Origin of the sequence: Clostridium transplantifaecale, assembly GCF_900626075.1 — a bacterium.
Lineage (GTDB): Bacteria > Bacillota > Clostridia > Lachnospirales > Lachnospiraceae > Otoolea > Otoolea transplantifaecalis.
In genome coordinates this window covers 662085-684033 of record NZ_UYZY01000001.1, presented here as the reverse complement: position 1 = coordinate 684033, position 21949 = coordinate 662085, and the positions used below count along the sequence as shown (strand labels likewise).

The window sequence follows — 21949 nt, the reverse complement described above, 5'->3', positions numbered from 1 at the left end:
AGGAAACATGGATGAGAACAGGCCATTAATTGAGCTTAAGGATATTCATAAGACATATCAGATGGGTTCCGAGGAAGTGAGGGCTAATGACGGGATTAACTTGAGCATCGAGCGGGGCGAGTTTGTAGCGATTGTCGGTAAATCGGGCAGCGGGAAATCCACACTGATGAACATCATAGGCGCTTTGGATGTGCCCACAGATGGGGAATATTACCTGGGCGGAGAGGATGTCAGCCATATGAGCGACAACCAGCTGGCGGAGATACGCAATAAGATGATTGGATTTATCTTTCAGCAGTATAACCTGCTGCCCAGAGATAATCTCCTGGAAAATGTGGAGCTTCCCCTTCTCTATGCAGGACTTTCCAAATCGGAACGCAGGGAAAAGGCGATGAAATCACTTGAAAAGGTGGGGCTGGCGGATAAATGGGCCAGCAGACCGCAGCAGCTTTCCGGCGGACAGCAGCAGAGGGTTTCCATTGCCAGGGCGCTGGCCGGAAACCCATCCCTGATCCTGGCCGATGAGCCTACGGGAGCCCTGGATTCCAGAACCAGCCGTGACGTGCTGGATTTTATGAAGGAACTCAACCGGGAGGGCAATACCATTGTCATGATTACCCATGACAGCTCCATCGCAATGGAGGCCCGGAGAGTAGTCCGGATACACGACGGTAAAATTAATTTCGACGGGGATGTGGAAGAGTATGCGGCAGTCATTTAGTTTAGCCCTGAAAAGCATATGGAGCAATAAAATGCGTTCGTTCCTGACAATGCTTGGGATCATCATAGGCGTTGCGGCCGTTATTATCCTGGTTGGCCTGGTCAATGGACAGATGTCGTATATGACGGAAAGCTTTTCCAGCATGGGCACCAACCAGATTTCAGTCAATCTGGTAAATCTGAGCACCCGCTCGGTGTCCGTCGACCAGATGTATGAATTCTATGAGGAAAACGAGTCCTATTTTGACCAGATGTCACCGAATGTCAGCGTCAACGGAACGGTAAAATCGGGAAATGAATCTCTGACCAGCACGTCGATCACCGGCGTCAGCGAAGAATATCTGGATTTAAAGAGCCAGGAGCTCCAGCAGGGGCGTTTTATCCAGTACTCCGATATTTTATCCAGACAGAAGGTCTGCGTCATCGGATATTATCTCGCCACAGAGCTCTATGGAGGGGCCGACAAGGCTATCGGACAGACGCTCAAGGTCAACGGCGAGGCGTACGAGATCGTAGGCAGCGTAGAACGCCAGACCAGCGAGAGCGACGCGGTGGATGAGGGAGGAAGCGATGATTTTATCTATATTCCCTATACAGCCGCAATGAAGCTGTCCAGGAACGGGACGATCAACAATTATATTTTTACCACGAAGGATGCTGGCGACACCGAGACAGTGAAAGCGCTTTTCGATGCGTTTCTTTACCCAATATTTAAGAATGAGGATCTGTACACGGTTACAGCCATGAGTGAGCTTTTAGATTCCCTGAACTCCATGATAGCGATGATGTCTATGGTGCTCGGCGGAATTGCCGGAATCTCCCTGCTGGTGGCCGGTGTGGGCGTAATGAACATCATGCTGGTATCCGTAACGGAGAGAACAAGGGAAATCGGAATCCGCAAATCCCTGGGAGCAAAAAGAAGAACGATTATGCAGCAGTTTGTAATAGAGGCCGCCGTGACAAGTTCCATCGGCGGAATCATAGGAATCATCCTGGGCTGCGTGCTGACCGGAGCAATCGGGAAATTAATGGGAATGACGGCGGTACCGACGGCCGGGTCGATTCTCATTTCCTTCAGCGTGTCGGTGGGAATCGGACTGCTGTTCGGCTATATGCCCGCGGCCCGCGCAGCCCGGCTGAATCCGATTGAGGCGTTGAGGAGTGAATAAAAGGGTTCCCCCCGGCGTCCTGATTTTTCCCCCTCTTGCCAACCCCCTCCCTTCGTGCTAAAATCACCCTATAAACAAAAGTCGGAGGAGTTACGCTATGAAATTCATTGATATGCACTGTGACACAATCTCATCCATGTATCTTGACAAAATGAGCGGGGAAGAGAAAAAATTAAGAGAAAACAACTGCCATGTTGATCTGGACAGGCTTAAGAAGGGCGACTGCCTTGCGCAGAATTTCGCCCTTTTTACTATCCTGAAAGAGGAGCCGGATCCATACGGTTTCGCAAGGGGGGCCTGCAGCCTGTTCAAACAGGAGATGGCGGCGAATGAGGATTTAATTAGGCAGGCATCCACGGTGGAAGAGATTCTTCAGAACGACCGTGAGGGGAGGATGTCCGGTGTCCTGACGATTGAGGAAGGCGGAATCTGTAACGGCAGCACGGACGTGCTTCGCGATTTCTACCGTGAGGGCGTCAGAATGATGACGCTGACATGGAATTTTGAAAATGACCTGGCATATCCGAACAGAGTCGATATGAAGACAGGGATGGCGGTGCCGGAGACGGAACGCGGGCTTAAGAAAAAAGGAATAGAATTTGTGGAACTGATGGAAGATCTGGGAATGGCGGTGGACGTATCCCATCTCGGTGACGCGGGCTTCTGGGATGTAGCCAAAATGACAAAAAAGCCGTTTGCCGCCAGCCATTCCAATGCCAGAGCCGTGGCAGGCCATACGAGAAACCTGACTGATGAGATGATCCGGACCATGGCGGAACGGGGCGGTGTGCTTGGCATCAATTATTGTCCGGTCTTTTTAAATGACAATGAGGATGGGGGGACGAGCCGCGTAAGCGACATGGTACGCCATATTAAACACATCAGAAATGTGGGCGGAATCGAGTGCATCGGCCTGGGCTCCGATTTTGACGGAATCGGCGGAACGCTGGAAATCGATTCACCGGCGGCGCTCCATCTGCTGGAGGAAGCGCTCTACCGTGAGGGTTTTAAACAGGAAGAGGTGGAGAAGATTTTTTACCGGAATGTACTCCGTTTTTACCGTGATGTATGGGGAAAGTAAATATTTTACGTTGATTTTACATTCACATGATTTTGACTTTACATAGATTTGATATAGTGATGACATACTAATTAAGATAAAAGATGATATGATGGGAGAAAATTGTATGTCAATCACAGATTTAGGGATGATTTTTCAGTTTGTCGGGGGTCTTGGCATGTTCCTCTACGGTATGGGGGCCATGGCTGACGGACTTCAGAAATTTGCCGGGAACAGGCTGCAGAAGCTGCTTGGAATTCTTACAACGAACCGGCTTCTCGGTGTCCTGGTGGGCGCCGGCGTAACCGCGATTATTCAGAGCAGTTCCGCTACCACCGTTATGGTAGTCGGTTTCGTCAATGCCGGGATTATCAACCTGATCCAGGCGACCGGAATCATCATGGGAGCCAATATCGGTACGACGGTAACGAGCTGGATTGTTTCGATGAGCGAATGGGGAGAGGTGTTAAAACCGGAATTTTTCGCCCCGGTTCTTTTTGGAATAGGCGCATTTATCACACTCTTTGCCAAAAACCATAAGAAAAAAGAGGGAGCGGAAATCCTAATCGGTTTTGCACTCCTTTTTATCGGACTTTCATTCATGTCCGGAGCCATCAAACCGTACAAGGATGCCCCAATCTTTTCGGAGGCATTCAGGGTACTTGGAAAAAATCCGTTTCTCGGCATTCTGACCGGTCTTGCCGTTACGGCTATTATCCAGAGCAGTTCAGCGTCCGTGGGAATTCTGCAGACCCTTGCAATCAACGGCATGGTCAATTGGCAGTCGGCCATTTTTATTACGCTCGGCCAAAATATCGGAACGTGTGTGACGGCGCTTTTATCATGCATCGGCACCAGCCGCACTGCAAAAAGGGCGGCTGTGATTCATCTGCTGTTCAACGTATTCGGAACCGTTATTTTCGGTTTCCTCCTGTTCTTTATATTTATTGCCAACCCGGCATTTGCGGCGGCTCCGGCGGACAGTGTCGGTATCTCCGTATTCCATACGATTTTCAACGTTTCTAATACAATTATTCTCTTCCCGTTTGCCGGGCTGCTTGTTAAGGCGTCCGACATTCTGGTGAGAGATAAGGGCACGGAAAAGGCAGCCTCCACGGTGGAGACGGATATGCTCCGCCATCTGGATGAGAGAATCCTGGAATCCCCGTCTTTTGCGATTGAAAATGCCGGCCACGAGATTATCAACATGGCCAGAATTGCGTTAGCTAATGTAAAAATAGCGACAGCGGCCCTGCTGGAAAAGAACGAGGCATTCTGCAAAGAAGTTTTTGAAAATGAGGAGACAATTGACCGGATGGAGAAAATCCTGACGGAATACCTGCTGAAGATTAACAACCTTTCACTGAATGACGATCAGCATCTGTTGGTCAAAAATATGTACTATACGATCGGAAACCTGGAGCGGATCGGGGATCATTCGGAAAACCTGGCCGAGCTGGCCAGAAAGAGAATGGACACCAACTGCGTTTTTACAGAAACGGGGCTGAACGAGTTAAGGGAAATCTCGGATGCGGCCATTAAAGCCGTGGAGTTCTCCATTGAGGCGAAGGAGGAGAAGGAGATGGTGAAGATCCGCCAGACCGCCAGGTGGGAGGAGACGGTGGATAACCTGGAGGAAGAGCTGCGCGAAAACCATATGGACCGTCTGTCAAACAGCGAATGTACGGTGGAGAGCGGAGTCATTTTCCTCGATGCCATTGCCAACTATGAACGAATTGCCGATCACGCGATGAACGTAGCAGGATATGTAAAGGAAGAGATACAATGATGCATTTAATCTATGTAGTGGAAGACGATGAAAATATCAGGAACCTGATCTGTGTTGCATTAAAGAACTTTGGATACCGCCCGGAGGGATTTGAGACGGCGGAGGAAGCTCTGGACCGTCTGGGCAGTATCATAAAGCGCGGGAAAGAAGCATACCGGGAACTGCCGTCCATGTTTGTTTTCGACTGGATGCTGCCGGGAATGGACGGGATGGCGGCAATTAAAAAGGTGAGGGAGATGGAGCCGCTTAAAGGCACGCAGATTCTGATGCTGACCGCAAAAGACCGGGAGACAGACATTGTAACAGGGCTCGATAATGGGGCTGATGATTATATGACAAAACCGTTCGGAATCCTGGAACTGTCCGCCCGTGTCAGAAACCTGCTCAAACGTACCGGTTCGCTCCGGGAAGAGAGCGCCTGCATGGCGGCCGGTGATGTAAAGATCGATAAGGAGACAAGGGAAGTTGTTGCCTGCGGAGAGAAGGCCGAACTTACATTAAAGGAATTTGAACTGCTCAGCTATCTGATGGAACATATGAACCGCGTAGTGACCCGGGATGAACTTCTCGACAATATCTGGGGATATGATTACGATGGTGAGACGAGAACGCTCGATATGCATATTAAAACTCTGAGACAGAAATTAAAGGCTGCCGGCCAGCAGATTAAGACTGTGAGAGGCGTGGGATACCGTTTCCTGAAAGAAAAAGAATAGGTCAGGACAGGAAGGGAAAGGGATTATGCGTAAAGCCATATTTATAAAATTCATCCAGTTATTATTTGTGGCTCTTGCTTTAAACACATTCATTTTTTATGTGGTAACCAGCAGCGTGCTCCTGAAAAAGACGCGCTCCAATATGATGTTCGCCCTGGAGACGGTGGATAATCTCTTTGACTATTCCGAAGATCTGACAAAGCAGACGGAAAAGCTCAAAACGGTGGCCGATGCCAACCAGAGCCGTTTTACCGTTGTAAAGCGGGACGGCAGCGTTGAGGTAGACACCGAAATCAGCAATGCCGCGGCCATGGAAAACCACATGGAACGCGAGGAAGTGAAGGAGGCGCTCCGTTACGGAAGCGGCCATTCCATCAGAAAATCGGAAACGCTCGGAGCCCAGATGCTCTATGTGGCCAGAATGTCGGCGGACGGCGAATACATACTGCGCCTGGCTTCGCCCTATTCCGGAATGCAGGAATACCTGCTGATGCTCCTGCCCGCCGTGCTGCTCAGCTTTGCTATTGCATTCATTGTCTCGACCATGGAGGCGGAACGGTTTTCCCAGTCCATCACCAAACCCCTGAAGGATATCTCAAAAGAGATGCTTAAGGTGGACGGCGACTATGCGGATTTTCATTTTGAAAGATGCCCGTATCAGGAAATCAATGTAATTGCGGACACGACGACAAAGATGTCACAGAATGTAAAGAAATACCTGGAACGTCTGGAGCAGGAAAAACAGATACGCCAGGAATTTTTCAGCAATGCTTCCCATGAACTGAAGACGCCGATCACGTCGATCCGGGGTTATGTGGAACTTCTGGAGAGCGGTATGTCCCTGAACGAGGAGACTACCCAGGATTTCATGAAACGCATCAAGAAAGAGGCCATGAGAATGGCGAGTCTTGTGGATGACATCCTGATGATATCGAGGCTGGAGTCGCGGGGGGCCAAAACAGACATTATAAAGATTCAGGCGGCGGAGCTTCTGGAAGAAGCAATCGCCTCGCTGGCCACCCAGGCGGCGGAGCGCAATGTTTTCATCCATAAGCGCCTCAATTCCTTCACTATCAGGGCGGATCTGAGACAGATGACGGAACTCTGCATGAATCTGATAGGAAACGCGGTGAAATACAACAATCCGGGCGGTGAAGTCTGGGTCGAAGTGCGCCGCGAAAATACGGATATGGTCTTGATCGTAAAAGACAGCGGCGTAGGAATCCCCAGCGAAAGCCTGAACCGCATATTCGAGCGCTTCTACCGTGTAGATAAAGGACGCAGCCGAAAACAGGGCGGCACCGGCCTGGGACTTGCTATTGTCAAGCACGTCGTAAATTTCTACCACGGCACGGTCCGGGTGGAATCGGAAATCGGAAAAGGAAGTACATTTACCGTACGCCTCCCTATTGCGGAAGACACACGGTAAGAAGAAAGATGCCTCTGAAAGATGGCAGACGGGACTGAAGACCGCAAAAGGCTCAGTCGCTGTCCGTTATCATCAGGGGCTGTTTGTTTCTTTTGACAAATGCCAGGGAAATGTAGTGGCCGGGACGCCCCCCCCGGCCGTCCCGGCGGCGTTCTCCCTCCTCAATCCCCACCTTTTGCACTTTAATACGTTGATTTTTTAGGAATTTAAACAAATGAAATTGACTCCGGGCAAAAAGTGTAGTATGATAAGTTTTAATTCCAGTCTGGATAAGAAATTGAATCATACGTTACAGTCCATGTAAGAAGGTTTTTGCCTATATGCAATATGGGGCTGCAACAAATAACAGGAGGAGAGACTATGAAAAAAACAAAGAAAATTATGGCGCTTGTTATGGCAGGACTGATGGCTGCATCAATGACAGCCTGCGGTTCCAAATCAGAGCCGGAGACGACGAAAGCTCCGGAGAGCGAAGCTGCATCCACGGAAGCGGCCGAAGCTACTACAGAGGCGGCTGCCAGCGGAAAGACTTATAAAATCGGCATCATCCAGCTGACACAGCACGCAGCCCTCGATAAGACGAACGAAGGTTTTGTGGCAGCCCTTAAGGACGCAGGCCTTGACTGTAATATTGATCAGCAGAACGCTTCTGGCGATCAGTCCGCATGCCAGACTATTGCCGAGACTCTTGTCAACAACGGCAACGACCTGATTTTTGCTATTGCCACACCGGCGGCACAGGCAGTTGCAGGCGTTACGGAGACCATCCCGATCCTCTGCAGCGCAGTAACGGACCCGGCGGCATCCGGTCTTGTTGAAAGCAATGAAAAGCCGAACTGCAACGTATCAGGAACATCCGACTTAACACCGGTAAAAGAGCAGATGGACTTAATGCAGAAGATTATGCCTGATGTCAAGAGCGTAGGACTTCTTTACTGTTCCGCAGAGTCCAACTCCGTGCTTCAGATCGATATGGCGAAAGAAGCGCTTGAATCGGCAGGTATTGCATATAAAGATTATACGGTTTCCAGCTCCAACGAGATCCAGACCGTAGTAGAATCCATGGTAGGCAATGTTGACTGTATCTATGCACCAACCGACAACATGATCGCAGCCGGTATGACAACCGTATCCATGGTTGCCACAGAGAACAAGATTCCGGTAATCTGCGGTGAGGAAGGTATGGTAGACGCAGGCGGACTTGCTACATACGGTATTGATTACTATCAGTTGGGCTACATGGCAGGCGAGCAGGCCGTGGAAATCCTTACAAAGGGCGCAGACATCAAAGAAATGCCAATTGGCTACCTGGATGCTTCCAAATGTGCTCTGAAGGTCAATGAGGATACGGCTGCTGAACTGGGCATCGATGTATCCAACATTAAATAATTAATTTAGGTTATCGTTTACAAGGGGACAGCTTTTTGGTAAGCGGTCCCCTTAATATGGGATATGCGGTATCTACACCTGATAAAGGTATTTTAGAAAAGTTATTGGAGGAAATAGCAGATGAGTGGTTTGTTAGCTTCCCTTCAGGGCGCCGTGGCACAGGGCGTTCTCTGGGGGATCATGGTTTTGGGTGTTTATATTACGTACCGTCTGATGGACATTGCGGATTTGACCGTTGACGGAAGTTTTGCGCTGGGCGCCTGTGTCTGCGCTGTGCTGGTTGTGAACAAGCGGGTTGATCCGGTTGTCGCACTGCTGGTTTCAGCTATGGCCGGTCTGGCCGCCGGAGCCGTGACAGGCATTCTTCACACTTTCTTTGAGATTCCGGCTATCCTCGCAGGAATTCTGACACAGATTTCCCTGTGGTCCATCAACTTAAGGCTGATGGGAGGGAAGAGTAACATTCCCCTTCTGAAAGTGGAAACACTGATCAGCAAGTTTGTTAAGATGACGGGACTGACCCAGTCCCAGGCATCCATGATTATCGGTATTATTGCGGCGATTATTATCATCCTGTTCCTGTACTGGTTCTTCGGTACCGAGATCGGCAGTGCCCTGCGTGCGACAGGCAACAACGAAGATATGGTCCGCGCCCTGGGTGTTAACACAAAGATGACAAAACTCCTGGCGCTTACCCTGAGCAACGGCCTTGTCGGTCTTTCCGGTGCTCTCGTATGCCAGAGCCAGAAATACGGAGATATCAACCTGGGAACCGGCGCCATCGTAATCGGCCTGGCATCGATTGTAATCGGTGAAGTCCTGATGGGACGCCTGACTTCTTTCTATTGGAAACTGACCTCGGTTGTCGTGGGTTCCATCGTTTATTTTGTAATCCGTGCCCTCGTGCTCAGGATGGGCCTGGATGCCAATGACATGAAGCTGCTCTCCGCAATTATTGTTGCGCTGGCTCTCAGCTTCCCGGTCGTTCTTGCCAAGTACAGGCTGAGAAAAGAATACTCGGAAGGAGATGAAGAAGAATGTTAACAATCACGAATGTAAAGAAAACATTTAACAAAGGCACAATTAATGAAAAAAAAGCGCTGAACGGCATCAATCTTCATCTGGATCCCGGGGATTTCGTTACAATCATCGGCGGAAACGGGGCCGGTAAATCTACAATGCTGAATATGGTGGCAGGCGTATATCCTATAGACAGCGGCAAGATTGTCATCGATGGAATCAATATTTCAAGACAGCCGGAACATAAGAGGGCAAAATATATTGGAAGAGTTTTCCAGGATCCGATGAGAGGCACGGCGGCTAATATGGAGATTCAGGAAAATCTGGCCATGGCTCTCAGAAGAGGCAAAGTAAGAGGCCTCAGCTGGGGAATTAAAAATAATGAAAAAGATTACTACAGGCAGGCCCTGGCCCAGCTCGATCTGGGACTTCAGACAAGGATGACCAGTAAAGTGGGACTTCTTTCCGGAGGACAGAGGCAGGCGCTGACCCTTTTGATGGCAACGCTCCAGAAACCGAAGCTTCTTCTGCTGGATGAACATACGGCGGCCCTCGATCCGAAGACGGCCAGGAAGGTGCTTGATCTGACCGAGAAGATCGTCAATGAACAGAGCCTGACCGCCCTCATGGTCACCCATAACATGAAAGACGCCATCCAGATCGGCAACCGCCTGATTATGATGCACGAAGGCAGAATCATTTACGATGTGGCAGGCGAAGAGAAGAAGAACCTGGAAGTCGAAGACCTTCTTGAGAAATTTGAGACGGCCAGCGGAGAAGAGTTTGCAAACGACAGAATGATGCTGGCAAAATAGAAGAAATCACGCGGATACCGGTGGAAAATTATTTTTTCCGGTATCCGTATTTTTTTGCTTTTATAGGGCAACAGAAAGTTTTTTTTGAGAAAATGGATAAAACTTCACAATTTGTTAATATTTGTAAAAGAAAATTTACATTTACAGGGAGCCAACTTTATTGGCATTTACCTTCATTTATGATAAAATAAGAATTACGCGCCAATCGCAGGAAAATTTTAGAATATTATACAGTTTTTAATAAAAAACAAATTGGAGAGATTACCGCATGTTCAAACAAAAAGATAATGATTACCTGGCTTCCCTGAACAGAGCCAGGAAAAAGAGAAATCGGGGAGATTATAAAAAATACGCTCTGATCGCAGCGGGAGTTGCCGTTGTCATTGGAATCGCCGTATTTGCCGGAATGAAACTTCGTAATAAAGAGGCGGGCGGAAAACCGGGAAAAACAGGGGATGTGAACGTTTCTTCAAGTGAGTCTGCCGAAAGCCCGGAGGAAGCATCCAGGGCTGCGGAGGCAAACGAAAAGAAGGCGGTCATTGACTCTTACACAAGACTTGGTATCGTCCAGGTAACGGGGTATCTGAATATGCGTGAGAGCGCCAGCACGGATGCCAATGTCATTGGAAAACTGCAGGGAGACAGCGCCTGCGAGATTCTGGACGACTCGACTGAGGGCTGGTACCAGATAAGTTCCGGCGGCCTGACAGGCTACATCAGTTCCGAATTTGTCTTAACCGGTGACGAAGCGAAGGCAAAGGCGGAGGAACTCGTTGTGCCGAGAGCCATTATCACAGTGGATGCATTGAATATCAGAAAAGAACCTTCCATAGAATCGGACGCGGTGGGACAGGCTCTGAAGAATGAACGGTATATAATTGAAGAGGACAACGGCGACGGCTGGTATAAGATTCCTTCCGGCTATATTTCCTCCGAGTATTCAGAAAAGAAATATGCACTGAACGAGGCCAGGAAACTGGACATGAAGTCCATGGTCTTAAACCTCTATAAGAATATCGGTATTTCCAGCGTTGACAATTATTTAAACGTCAGGGAGGAACCAAGCGAAGACGGAAAGATCATCGGTAAGATGACGAGTAAGTCGGCCGGTGAAATCCTTGAGACAACGGAGGACGGCCAGTGGTACAAGATTCATTCCGGTCCAGTTACCGGATATGTTAAAGCAGAATATATCCTGACGGGAGGGGCTGCAAAGGACGAGGCGATGAACGTTGCCGAACTGATGGCTATTGTTTCAACGGACCGTCTGAACGTCAGGACGGAACCTTCCACGGATTCCCAGATCTGGACCCAGATTTCCAACAACGAGCGCTACGCCGTTCTGAAACAGACGGACGGCTGGGTGGAAATCGAACTGGACAGCACCTCAGCCTACGTATCGACAGACTTTGTCGACGTGCGCTATGCGCTTCCCGAGGCAATCAAATTCACACCGCTTGACGAGAACGTTTCCCTCAGAAACAAGATAGTAAACTATGCAATTCAGTTTGTGGGAGGCAAATACGTCTGGGGCGGCAACGATCCGCACACAGGCGCCGACTGCTCCGGTTTCGTCAAATACGTATACAGCCATGTAGCCGGCATCTCGCTGAACCGTGTATCCAGAGACCAGGCAAGACAGGGCAAACAGATAAAATCCGGCGACATGAAGCCGGGCGATCTGATTTTCTATACCAACAGTAAAGGCACCATCAACCACGTTGCAATGTACATCGGAAACGGCCAAATCGTACACGCCGCCAGCCGCAGAAGCGGTATCAAAATCTCGACGTGGAATTACCGTAACCCCTACAGAATCATCAACCTGCTCGGAGACTAAATAAATCACAGTATAAAACACAAAATAAAAAACAAAACAAAGACAAAATAAAAACAAACCAAAAACAGGACGGGTATCTGCAGACATGCGGATATACCGGCCTGTTTTTTTAGTCCAAAAGTGAGGACGCCAACTTTTAAGAATAGCGGACAGGCTGTGAAGTGGCCGGTAATATATCAAGTCCCATTTGGGGCAACACAAGAGGAATCCGGGAGGGGGAATTTCCTATGGGAACTCACTTTACGCTTATAGAATGTGCAGCAGTACTAGATTTATAAAAGACCTTCGTGGCCTCTGCAAAATCCGCAGCGGCCGCGACAGCCCCCCATTCCCCTGAAAAATAAGGATCCATCAGCGGCGGCAGGCTGGCGTGAAATGGCAAAAACCTCCGCGTCTTCAGTCCCATCATAGCCTCCGCGGTGAGGGTGGAGGAAGAAAAAATCTCCGCAGGGGATGTTGGAGTCCATCGGCACTTGGACGGCGTATCTCAGGCGTCCTAGTGACCGTTATGCACTCCATCAGCGGGAGCGGTCCCCGAAGGAGATTTCTTTCTTCCGTAACCCCCACCTATATCGATACTCTCCGCCGGGACTGAAGACTCATAACCTCCCTCTCTCCATTTCCCCTCCAGCCATCCCCCCAGCGTCCTAATTTTTCACCTCCCCCCTTATTTTAGAAATTGTAAGTTTTTTATAGTCGCAATTCCTGACAAAATATGATATAATTCTTTCTGAATCGTATCTTTTGTAACAAAAACGTAATAATTATAATGGTTTGGAGAGAGATTAATGGCAGAGCAGAAATCGGATGATTATAAAAGCAGGCTGAATAAGGCCAGAAACAAGCGAAACGGTAAAGATCCAATGAAATATTTTATGTACGCTGCCGGTGGAATCATTGCGGTTCTTCTGGTAGTGGTGGCGGTAAAGCTGGCCGGAGGCGGTACATTTGCAGGACCGGGTAAGGCGAGGCTCGTAAAGGAGACGGAGACGGGGGAGGCCGCTCCGGCTGGACTCACGGATGAGGCGGAGACCGCCGATCCGGTTAATGCGGAGCCGACCCTGTCAGCGGAAGAGCTTGCCCAGGCGGAGGCAGACAACGAGAAGAAGAGCGTTGTGGAATCCTATAACAATCTGGGACTTGTTCAGGTATCGGGATATCTGAATATGCGTGAGAGCGCCAGCAAAGACGCCAAGGTGATCGGTAAGCTCATGGGAGGAAGCGCCTGTGAGATTCTGGACGACTCGACCGAAGGCTGGTACCAGATCAGTTCCGGCGGCATGACGGGCTATATCAGTTCCGAATTTGTTCTGACGGGCGATGCAGCCAAGATGGAAGCGTTTGAGCAGGTAAAAGAGATGGCGGTCATTACCGCGGATAAGCTGAATGTCCGCAGCGAGCCGGGTCCCGACGCCCAGATCGTGGAGCAGATTTTAAAGAACGAGAGATATTCCATTCTTGGTGAGCAGGAAGGCTGGATTCAGATCAGCGACGGCTATATTTCTTCCGAGTTTGTGGACAAACGGTATGCGCTCAATGAGGCGAGAAAGCTGGATCTCAGGACTATGGTTCTGAATCTGTATGATAACCTGGGTATTTCCAACGTTAACAATTACCTGAACATCAGGGAGGAGCCGAAGGAAGACGGAAAGATCATCGGTAAGATGACTAGTAAGTCGGCCGGTGAAATCCTTGAAAAAACGGATGACGGTGAGTGGTATAAGATCAAATCGGGTCCTGTCACCGGTTATGTGAAGTCTGAATTTATCCTAACAGGAGATGCCGCAAAACAGGAAGCTTTAAATGTGGCGGAACTGATGGCAATCGTATCCACAGACCGTCTGAACGCAAGGACGGAGCCGAGTACGGAGTCGCCTATCTGGACCCAGATTTCAAACAGTGAGCGTTACGCGGTATTGAAGCAGCTGGACGGCTGGGTAGAGATTGAGCTGGACTCCACAAGCGCTTATGTGGCAACCGACTTTGTGGACGTACGTTATGCCCTCAACGAGGCGATTAAGTTTACTCCGATTGAGGAGACGCCGCAGTCCTCCGGCAACAAAGGCGGAAGCAGCGGCAATAAGGGCAGCAGCGGCAACAAGGGAAGCGGCGTAGGCAATACGCCCGGAAATGCAGCCGGTTCTTCGAAGAGAACCCAGATTGCCAATTATGCAACCCAATTCCTCGGCAACCCGTATGTATGGGGAGGAACGAGCCTGACGCGCGGCGCCGACTGTTCAGGATTTACGATGTCGGTTATGGCCCACTTTGGCGTAAGTCTGCCGCACCATTCCGGTTCACAGGCAGGTTACGGCAAATCCATCAATTCCTCACAGATGAGGCCTGGTGACCTGATATTCTATACGAACAGCAGCGGAACCATTAACCACGTTGCCCTATACATCGGCAATGGCCAGGTCTGCCATGCGTCCAATGCAAGGGACGGTATCAAGATTTCTACATGGAACTACCGTACCCCTGCCAAGATTGTCAATGTCTTAGGTGATTAAGCAGTATGAATCAGTATAAATTAAAGAAATAAAATAAAAAGAGGTATCCGGTCTGAAGTTTCGAAAAATCAGACCGGATACCTCTTTTTATGATACTTATCTGTTAAATGTCATCCAAAAAGCTCTTTCATTAAATCGATAAAGACAAGGTCCGCCCTGGAAAGGAAAGAGGCGGACGACGTACCAATAGAGAGATCCCAGTAGGCATGATAGCCGGCAGGAATTGAAAAACAGGAGCCCGCCGCCTCCATCGAAGTCAGCTTCGAATACTGGCGCGGAATAAAGGTGACGCCTGCACCGGAAGCGGCCAGGAGCTGGGCCGTGGAAAAATTCTTTACGGTCAGTTTGATATCAGGCTGGGTAATCCCGGCCTGCCTTAAAAGGGAATCGCTCACCTGACGGATTCTCTGGGAGGGCGGCAGCATAATAAACGGTTCCCCGGCGAGGTGACGGATGTCTAAAACCGGATAGGAAGCCTCACTGCCGGGTTCCGGCTGTACTGCCATCCCGTGCAGATGAGAATTCCCGCCCGCCACAATCAGAAAGTAATCTCTGGAAAGAAACTGATATTCCAGAAGGGGAGCGGCCGGTTCCTTGGGGGCATGGGCAATGATAAAATCAACCTGTCCGGCGGCGAGAAGTGCCTCCAGGCGGTCGGAGGTGTCCTCGGTCACCGTTATTTCAATCGAGGGGTACCGCTCCATGAAACCGGGCAGAATTTTTGGAAGGACGACGGTGCCGAGATGGCTTGTGATGCCAAGATGAATCCGGCCTGCCTGCATGTTGTTAACGGCGCTGAGTTCCATTTCAAAATTTTCATACAGTTTGAGAACCTGAAGAGCCATCTGATAATATTTTTCACCGGCATAGGTGAGCGTCAGGCCGTTCGGTGTTCTGTTGAACAGGCTGGTTCCGAGATTGTCCTCGATCCGCTTGATGAACTGGCTCATGGAAGGCTGTGCAATATAGAGTTTTTTAGCGGCCAGTGAAATACTTTTCTCTTCGGCTGCCGTTTTAATGTAAATGAGTTCACGCTGAGTCATATCTATTCCTTTCTGAAGTATAAGAAGTAAAAAGGCATATAGTATAAAAAATATAGGGTATATAGTTAATATAATATTTGAGCTATGCTTGAACGTATTATATAATAAAACCAGAGAAAAGAAAAGCGGAAACCCATTATTATTAAAATAGTCCAGGAGGTATCACATGGTAAAACTGTATGAGGGCGGGGCGTATCTTGTAAACGGCGAAAAACTGGTGACGGAGAGCGCCGAAGCGGAACAGATGCTTGGTAAAAAGATTTCCAGGGAAGAGGCAAGGAAAAATACGATTGCCTATTCAATACTGGAAGCGCATAATACATCGGAGGATATGGAGCACCTGAAGATCCGGTTTGATTCAATGGCTTCCCATGACATCACGTTTGTGGGGATTATCCAGACAGCCAGAGCATCGGGAATGGAGCGTTTTCCGCTTCCCTATGTCCTGACAAACTGCCATAATTCACTCTGCGCCGTAGGGGGAACGATTAACGAGGATGATCACATGTTCGGCCTTTCGGCTGCCAAAAAATACGGCGGAATCTATGTGCCTCCCCACATTGCCGTTATCCATCAGTACATGAGGGAGATGATGGCCGGATGCGGGAAGATGATTCTCGGTTCGGACAGCCACACGAGATACGGAGCCCTGGGGACGATGGCAATCGGAGAGGGCGGCGGAGAGCTGGTGAAGCAGCTTCTGCGTGATACATATGATGTGGCCTGTCCTGAGGTGGTTGCCGTATACCTGGACGGAAAACCGTCTCCGTTCGTCGGCCCTCAGGATATAGCCCTGGCGATTATCGGTGCGGTATTTAAGAACGGATATGTAAAGAATAAGGTGATGGAATTTGTCGGACCGGGCGTTTCCTCCATGGACACGGACTACCGCAACGGCATTGATGTAATGACAACGGAGACTACCTGTCTTACCTCCATCTGGAGAACAGACGATGATACGAGGCGGTTCCTGAAACTCCACGGCAGGGACGAGGATTACAGGGAGCTGAATCCGGGAGAGGCCGCCTATTATGACGGCGTTGTCTATGTGGATCTGAGTACGGTAAAACCGATGATTGCCCTTCCTTTCCATCCGAGCAATACCTATGAGATTGATGAGCTGAACCGGAATCTGCCCGATATTCTTGCAGAGGTCGAGAAAGAGGCGGACCGGATTGCGGGACGCGAAGGTTCCCTGAGCCTGAGGGATAAAATTATCGATGGGAAACTGCATGTACAGCAGGGAGTCATCGCAGGCTGTGCAGGCGGAAATTATACGAATGTGATTGAGGCGGCCCATGCCCTTTGCGGAAGGAACTGTGGAAACGGAGAGTTTACCCTTTCTGTATATCCGTCTTCCCAGCCGGTATTTATCGATCTGGTAAGGAAGGATGCCGTCCGTGAACTGATGGAGGCGGGTGCTATCATCCGCACCGCATTCTGCGGCCCATGCTTTGGAGCAGGCGACACACCGGCGAACAACGGTCTCAGCATCCGCCACACCACCAGAAATTTCCCGAACCGCGAAGGTTCCAAACCGGGTGTCGGCCAGATGGCGGGCGTTGCCCTGATGGATGCCCGTTCGATCGCAGCCACGGCGGCAAACGGCGGTATTCTCACATCGGCGGAAACCATGGACTGCTGGGGAGAGATTCCCGCTTATGAATTCGACGACACAGTATATAAAAACAGGGTTTTCTTCGGCTATCAAAAGGCGGAGGAGAAGGAGGAGCTGGTCTGCGGCCCGAACATCAAGGCATGGCCCGAGATGAGCCCGCTGACGGACAATATCCTTCTGAAGGTCTGCTCTAAAATTATGGATGAGGTTACGACAACGGATGAGCTGATTCCATCGGGAGAAACTTCTTCCTACCGCTCCAACCCCCTGGGGCTTGCGGAATTTACGTTGAGCAGAAGGGATCCGCAGTATGTTGGCCGCGCCAAAGAGACGAATGCCATTGAAAAAATCAGGGTATCCGGAAAAAATCCGGCGGAAAGTGAAAAAGAGCTTGCGCGTGTCTATGAGGTGATCCGCACAATTGCGGGAAATGAGGGGGCCGACCCGTTAAAAACCGAGATTGGCAGCCTGATTTATGCGGTCAAGCCGGGAGACGGCTCTGCAAGGGAACAGGCGGCCAGCTGCCAGCGAGTGCTTGGCGGGCTTGCCAATATCGCGAAAGAGTATGCGACAAAACGCTACCGTTCCAACGTAATGAACTGGGGTATGATTCCATTCCTGATGGATGAGGAACCGGAGTTTGAAGTCGGCGACTATATTTATATCCCGGGAATCAGACAACTTTTGGACGGCGATTTAAAAGACATCAGGGGCTATGTGATTCGGGAAAGCGCGGATGAAATCTGTCTTCACATTGCCGATATGACGCCAGAGGAGAGAGAGATTGTAAAGGCAGGATGTCTGATCAATTACAACAGGAACAGATAGTGTGTTAAAAAAATAAAGTCGGGAGACAGTAGTCTCGCCATGAAGTTCCCCTGCATTTGCATGTGAAAGCGGCAAATGTGGGGGATTTTTATGGTATAGGATCCGAAAGGCCTGTTTCCCTGGCTTTCTGCTCCTCTTTAATCCACTGCCTGGCATGAAAAACCGCCCGGTGCGCATTCATATATTCGATTCTCTGGCTTTCATCCGACATTGCGTCTGTATCCGCCTCGCATTCCCTCTGGTTTGCCGGACCGTCGCTGATCAGGATTTTTCGTCCCTTTTCCCCTCCAAAATCCTCAATTATAATATTCAAGTGATACCTCCCTCGATATTGCCCTTTAACGGGCTGCATTGGATTCCGCCAGATGAAGTACAACATAATGTGAATTATGTTTTAAAATATGTTCGGGACAGTGAAGGAAAGAGCAGGAAAAGTGTTTTTACCAATTGGATTCCATTAGGATTATTCGGAAGAAGACCGTTTATGAAAAAAATATTAAGAGTTTAAAAAGATTACAAGGAAAAACGTTCGGACTTTGTAACTTTTAATTCAGGTAAATTGTGATATAATGGGATAATATGGAAATTCTTTTATTTCTGCGAAGCGATTTTTCTGTTTCAGACCGATGTACAAGTTGTAGATAGTAAGAATAAACATTGGAAATTCTGTTTAAACTCTGTTTTGGCAGGATAGATTCTCTTTTTTTAAGGTGAAATAAAAACCGGTTTGTTTTTTGACTATGTACTACTACATAATTCACATTATGTTGCTTTAATTCTTTTACCGTAGAATCTCACAAGATCAGTCTCATCCGTTCAATCTGCCGTCTGTGTTCATTTCCCGATGTGATAATATAAATCCTGGTCGTATTGATGCTGCTGTGCCCCAGCAAATCCGCCAGCTTGGAGATATCTTTTTCCATTTTATAATAAGTCCTGGCGAAGAGATGCCTCAAATTATGGGGAAATACTTTCATGCCGGAGACGTTGGCATGGCGGCATAAATCCTTCATTTCCTTCCACACATTGCTCCGGTTAACGGGTTTTCCTTCTCTCGTGACAAATACCGGACCGCGCCGGATGGATTTCTGCCTGACGTATTTCCGGAGCAGTATTCTAAGCTTCTGCGGCAGAAAGACCTGACGGCTTTTTCCCTTACATTCCACATTGGCAATTCCGCTCTGTACGGAGTTCACCGTGATAAAGACAAGTTCGCTGACCCGGATTCCAGTACTGCAGATGGTCTGGATAATGAGGCCGAGTCGGTCTTTATTCAGCTCCCCGGCCGCCCTCACGAGCCGGTAATATTCTTCTTTCGTCAGTTCCTTCTCCTCGGCACAGTACAGGCGGCGCTGGACCTTTATCTGCCTGACCTTAAACTGGCGCCACCCGGCAAACTCCATAAACTGGTTAAAGGAAGCCAACATGGAGTTGACGCTGCTCGCGGCATATTGCTCCGCCAGGTTTTTCTTATAAGCGATGGCCAGTTCCTTGGTGATTTCCCTGTCTCCGAGGAAGACGATGAATTTACGGATATCTCTCATGTATTTCTCAACGGTATGCACGCTTTTTTCTTCCTGCGCCAGATGCGCGGCAAACTCTTCAAGCATTTCCGGGGTTGGATAATAGTTTTCCATTTTTCCCTCCATATAATTTGTTCTGCTGATTATATTATCACTATATGGAGTATATTTTCACCTTTTTGAGGAAAACGCCGCTGGAAATTACTGGGCATTACCTTACGTTTTGCCGCACAGTCAATTATGTTCATCCGGCGGATAACAGTTGGGGGCATGCTCTAGTAATGGCGCACCTCGTCGCTTTGACGGATTTTTTCCACCACGTCCGCCGCCTCGTCTGAGAGGAAATAATTCAGGGTAGTCTCCGGGACGAGGCCGCGTATGGATTCGGTATCTCCACTGTGGATCCGTTCACGCACGGTGGACGCGCTGATGATTTCCGGACCGGCAGTCTTTCGCGGTATGATACGGCAGGCGACGCCGGAAGCGGGCAGATCGGCCTCCATGATTTCATTATAAATTCCTGTGACCTGGCTCGACGGTTCTTCCCCGACATAGCGGACCGTGATTCCGAGCGTCTGTGAAATCCTGCCGAAGATGGCGGTGTCAAGTTTGGCATGTGTCCGTATTACAACGTCTTTCTCCTTCAGGAAATAGGAGGGAAAGGTGGCGTTTGAGATCAGATAGCTGCCTGTCTGATGAAAGACCAGATTTTTTAAATGGGAGCTGCCTTCTTTCACAAGCCGGAAACGCACGTCAAAGGGTACCAGGGAAGCGTCTTCCGAGACGACAAATACGTGGAGCAGACTGCATGCGGCAGCCGCGGTGGCAAGCAGATGAAGGTGTCCCAGGGTAAAGGGATTGGCGTTCATAACGACCGCTCCGACGGGAAGATTTCCGGCGGGGGAGAGCGCTTCAAGCTGAACCGCCGTCTCCTTTTTCAGGTTTTCCAGATAGGAGGAAAATCCGTTCCTTCGGTTTTCCATGAAGACCACTTTCCCGTCCGCCCGGGCGATTTCATAGAATCCGAGATCACGGAAAAAAAGAGCCTTATCATATTTAGTATAGAGGAACAGGCTCGTGATGTTCTGTTCGAATTCATACTGGATCAGATGGCTGACAATCTGGTTTAAGAGTCCCTCGCCCTGATGGGAGGAATCCACGGCCATGCAGCGCAGCGTATTGGCAAAGCAGGAACCGGTTGCGGCAAGATGATAATCGTCGTCATACAGCCCAATGGTATAGTGAAGGTTCGCATCGCGCTCAATCCCTTCCTGTGCGAGGAGGGCATCCAGCTTTTTCATTTCCCGGCGATCGTTATAAAAAATGCGGCTTAAGTGATATTCTGACATATATTTCTCCGTTTCTTTCATTCATTAAATCGTTTTGCGCCTTAAATGACATAACAACAGCTTCTATTATAACGGATTTTGACCGCGTCAACAAGAAAAATAAAGACGCATGATTTTCCTGTGGACATCGCGGAATGCTGCTTTTTGAACAGTTACGTATATTTTACCAGCTAAAAACGCAGAATAACAGGAAATAAGAGTTGAAGAATTTCTAAATTGAGGAGGCCTGTGATGCTGATACGTGAGTTTGACAATGAAACAGTTGATTATGAAAAGAAAAATAGCGCCCGGAAAAACGGTGCGGAAAATACGGAAAAAAATGCAGGATCAGACGGCAACGAGCCGGAAGTAGAACAGCAGAAAATCAAAAATGAAGCGGCCAGGGAGGAGCGGATCCGTGAAACCGGCCAGGTTCTTCTGGAAGACAGCAAGGATGGCGCCCACTTTCACCTGATATCCGTCATCGGAGAAATAGAGGGACATGAAAACCTGTCCGGAAATACAAAGACCACAAAATACGAGCATATCCTGCCCAAACTGGCTGAAATAGAAGACAGCGGGGAAGTGGACGGTGTTCTCGTTCTCATCAATACGGTGGGAGGGGACGTGAGCTGCGGTCTGGCGCTCGCCGAGATGATCGCTTCCCTCAGCAAGCCGACGGTTTCACTCGTGATTGGCGACAGCCACTCCATCGGCGTTCCTCTCGCGGTGGCGACGGACTATTCATTTATCGTTCCCACCGGAACCATGATGATACACCCGGTCAGAATGTCGGGAACTGTGATAGGCGCAGTGCAGACATATGACTACTTTGAAATGATCCAGGATCGGATTTTAAACTTTGTCTCCAGCCATTCCGGAATCGCTTATGACCAGCTTAGACGTCTGATGCTTAATACGGAAATGCTGACGAAAGATCTCGGTACCGTTCTGGTTGGAGCGGATGCCGTGAAAGAGGGGCTTATCAACGAGGTGGGCGGAATCCGCGAGGCGTTGAAAAAGCTGAATAGTTTGGTGGCTGAAAAATGAGAACGCCGCCGGGACGGCCGGGGGGCGGGATGGTGAGGTGAGATTATGAATCTTCAGTCCCGGGATGAGGGTTGTCGCGGGGCTGAAGATGCGAAGGTTTCC

Annotated in this window: 17 protein-coding genes; 13 read left to right on the top strand and 4 right to left on the bottom strand. The window is 49.3% G+C overall.

Translation table 11 applies throughout. The features are described 5' to 3' along the window. Positions 1-7: 7 nt before the first annotated feature. The 11 genes from EJL91_RS03005 (at position 8) to EJL91_RS02955 (ending at position 14457) form a co-directional block, all read left to right on the top strand. Complete coding sequence (locus tag EJL91_RS03005) at positions 8-721, top strand: ABC transporter ATP-binding protein (protein ID WP_125140475.1); 714 nt, start codon at positions 8-10, stop codon at positions 719-721. Continuing rightward, positions 705-1889, top strand: coding sequence for an ABC transporter permease (locus EJL91_RS03000; protein WP_206429447.1), 1185 nt, complete (start codon positions 705-707; stop codon positions 1887-1889). Before EJL91_RS03005 ends, EJL91_RS03000 begins: the two co-directional genes overlap by 17 nt. Before the next feature lie 97 nt (positions 1890-1986). Next, entirely contained in the window at positions 1987-2970 is a 984-nt protein-coding gene (locus tag EJL91_RS02995; RefSeq protein WP_125140474.1) for a dipeptidase, read from the top strand. Between the two features lie 106 nt (positions 2971-3076). Next, positions 3077-4738 (top strand): Na/Pi cotransporter family protein, encoded by a 1662-nt coding sequence (locus EJL91_RS02990; RefSeq protein WP_125140473.1) that lies wholly within the window; start codon positions 3077-3079, stop codon positions 4736-4738. Then, complete coding sequence (locus EJL91_RS02985) at positions 4735-5454, top strand: winged helix-turn-helix domain-containing protein (protein WP_125140472.1); 720 nt, start codon at positions 4735-4737, stop codon at positions 5452-5454. Before EJL91_RS02990 ends, EJL91_RS02985 begins: the two co-directional genes overlap by 4 nt. A gap of 25 nt (positions 5455-5479) precedes the next feature. Next, positions 5480-6883: a sensor histidine kinase gene (locus tag EJL91_RS02980; protein WP_125140471.1), complete on the top strand. Its 1404-nt coding sequence runs from the start codon at positions 5480-5482 to the stop codon at positions 6881-6883. A gap of 360 nt (positions 6884-7243) precedes the next feature. Next, entirely contained in the window at positions 7244-8272 is a 1029-nt protein-coding gene (locus tag EJL91_RS02975; protein WP_206429446.1) for an ABC transporter substrate-binding protein, read from the top strand. A 120-nt stretch (positions 8273-8392) separates the two neighbouring features. Beyond that, complete coding sequence (locus EJL91_RS02970; protein ID WP_125140470.1) at positions 8393-9316, top strand: ABC transporter permease; 924 nt, start codon at positions 8393-8395, stop codon at positions 9314-9316. Beyond that, on the top strand, positions 9310-10107 hold the full coding sequence (locus EJL91_RS02965) for an ABC transporter ATP-binding protein (protein WP_125140469.1): 798 nt from the start codon (positions 9310-9312) through the stop codon (positions 10105-10107). The genes EJL91_RS02970 and EJL91_RS02965 overlap by 7 nt, the downstream gene beginning before the upstream one ends. A gap of 268 nt (positions 10108-10375) precedes the next feature. After that, positions 10376-11947 carry a C40 family peptidase gene (locus EJL91_RS02960; RefSeq protein ID WP_125140468.1) on the top strand — a complete coding sequence of 524 codons (1572 nt, stop codon included), beginning with the start codon at positions 10376-10378 and terminating at the stop codon, positions 11945-11947. A gap of 788 nt (positions 11948-12735) precedes the next feature. Beyond that, complete coding sequence (locus EJL91_RS02955; protein WP_125140467.1) at positions 12736-14457, top strand: C40 family peptidase; 1722 nt, start codon at positions 12736-12738, stop codon at positions 14455-14457. Positions 14458-14567: 110 nt separating this feature from the next. Here the strand turns inward: EJL91_RS02955 and EJL91_RS02950 are convergent, their stop codons facing one another. Continuing rightward, the gene (locus tag EJL91_RS02950; protein ID WP_125140466.1) at positions 14568-15500 is read right to left on the bottom strand and encodes a LysR family transcriptional regulator; all 933 of its coding nucleotides are present in this window, start codon (positions 15498-15500) and stop codon (positions 14568-14570) included. A 166-nt stretch (positions 15501-15666) separates the two neighbouring features. Between EJL91_RS02950 and EJL91_RS02945 the strand changes: the two genes are divergently transcribed. Next, positions 15667-17946 (top strand): hydratase, encoded by a 2280-nt coding sequence (locus EJL91_RS02945; RefSeq protein ID WP_125140465.1) that lies wholly within the window; start codon positions 15667-15669, stop codon positions 17944-17946. A gap of 88 nt (positions 17947-18034) precedes the next feature. On the opposite strand, the gene EJL91_RS02940 is transcribed toward EJL91_RS02945, so the two are convergent. The 3 genes from EJL91_RS02940 to citC all read right to left on the bottom strand — a co-directional run bounded on the left by EJL91_RS02940 (position 18035) and on the right by citC (position 20818). Beyond that, the gene (locus EJL91_RS02940; protein ID WP_125140464.1) at positions 18035-18259 is read right to left on the bottom strand and encodes a hypothetical protein; all 225 of its coding nucleotides are present in this window, start codon (positions 18257-18259) and stop codon (positions 18035-18037) included. Positions 18260-18740: 481 nt separating this feature from the next. Beyond that, positions 18741-19583, bottom strand: coding sequence for a tyrosine-type recombinase/integrase (locus EJL91_RS02935; protein WP_125140463.1), 843 nt, complete (start codon positions 19581-19583; stop codon positions 18741-18743). A 161-nt stretch (positions 19584-19744) separates the two neighbouring features. Further along, complete coding sequence (gene citC, locus EJL91_RS02930; RefSeq protein WP_125140462.1) at positions 19745-20818, bottom strand: [citrate (pro-3S)-lyase] ligase; 1074 nt, start codon at positions 20816-20818, stop codon at positions 19745-19747. A 231-nt stretch (positions 20819-21049) separates the two neighbouring features. Here citC and EJL91_RS02925 point away from each other — a divergent pair, with 231 nt between their 5' ends. Continuing rightward, a complete protein-coding gene (locus EJL91_RS02925) occupies positions 21050-21847 on the top strand; it encodes a ClpP family protease (protein ID WP_125140461.1) in 798 nt (265 codons plus the stop codon). Positions 21848-21949 lie beyond the last annotated feature (102 nt).

Excerpts from the sequence above, each read along its gene's own strand:
- EJL91_RS03005 (WP_125140475.1), top strand. The coding sequence starts at position 8 with ATGGATGAGAACAGGCCATTAATTGAGCTTAAGGATATTCATAAGACA.
- EJL91_RS02960 (WP_125140468.1), top strand. The coding sequence starts at position 10,376 with ATGTTCAAACAAAAAGATAATGATTACCTGGCTTCCCTGAACAGAGCC.
- EJL91_RS02985 (WP_125140472.1), top strand. The coding sequence starts at position 4,735 with ATGATGCATTTAATCTATGTAGTGGAAGACGATGAAAATATCAGGAAC.
- EJL91_RS02970 (WP_125140470.1), top strand. The coding sequence starts at position 8,393 with ATGAGTGGTTTGTTAGCTTCCCTTCAGGGCGCCGTGGCACAGGGCGTT.
- EJL91_RS02975 (WP_206429446.1), top strand. The coding sequence starts at position 7,244 with ATGAAAAAAACAAAGAAAATTATGGCGCTTGTTATGGCAGGACTGATG.
- EJL91_RS02995 (WP_125140474.1), top strand. The coding sequence starts at position 1,987 with ATGAAATTCATTGATATGCACTGTGACACAATCTCATCCATGTATCTT.
- citC (WP_125140462.1), bottom strand. The coding sequence starts at position 20,818 with ATGTCAGAATATCACTTAAGCCGCATTTTTTATAACGATCGCCGGGAA.
- EJL91_RS02935 (WP_125140463.1), bottom strand. The coding sequence starts at position 19,583 with ATGGAAAACTATTATCCAACCCCGGAAATGCTTGAAGAGTTTGCCGCG.
- EJL91_RS02925 (WP_125140461.1), top strand. The coding sequence starts at position 21,050 with ATGCTGATACGTGAGTTTGACAATGAAACAGTTGATTATGAAAAGAAA.
- EJL91_RS02945 (WP_125140465.1), top strand. The coding sequence starts at position 15,667 with ATGGTAAAACTGTATGAGGGCGGGGCGTATCTTGTAAACGGCGAAAAA.
- EJL91_RS02955 (WP_125140467.1), top strand. The coding sequence starts at position 12,736 with ATGGCAGAGCAGAAATCGGATGATTATAAAAGCAGGCTGAATAAGGCC.
- EJL91_RS02980 (WP_125140471.1), top strand. The coding sequence starts at position 5,480 with ATGCGTAAAGCCATATTTATAAAATTCATCCAGTTATTATTTGTGGCT.
- EJL91_RS02950 (WP_125140466.1), bottom strand. The coding sequence starts at position 15,500 with ATGACTCAGCGTGAACTCATTTACATTAAAACGGCAGCCGAAGAGAAA.
- EJL91_RS03000 (WP_206429447.1), top strand. The coding sequence starts at position 705 with ATGCGGCAGTCATTTAGTTTAGCCCTGAAAAGCATATGGAGCAATAAA.
- EJL91_RS02965 (WP_125140469.1), top strand. The coding sequence starts at position 9,310 with ATGTTAACAATCACGAATGTAAAGAAAACATTTAACAAAGGCACAATT.
- EJL91_RS02990 (WP_125140473.1), top strand. The coding sequence starts at position 3,077 with ATGTCAATCACAGATTTAGGGATGATTTTTCAGTTTGTCGGGGGTCTT.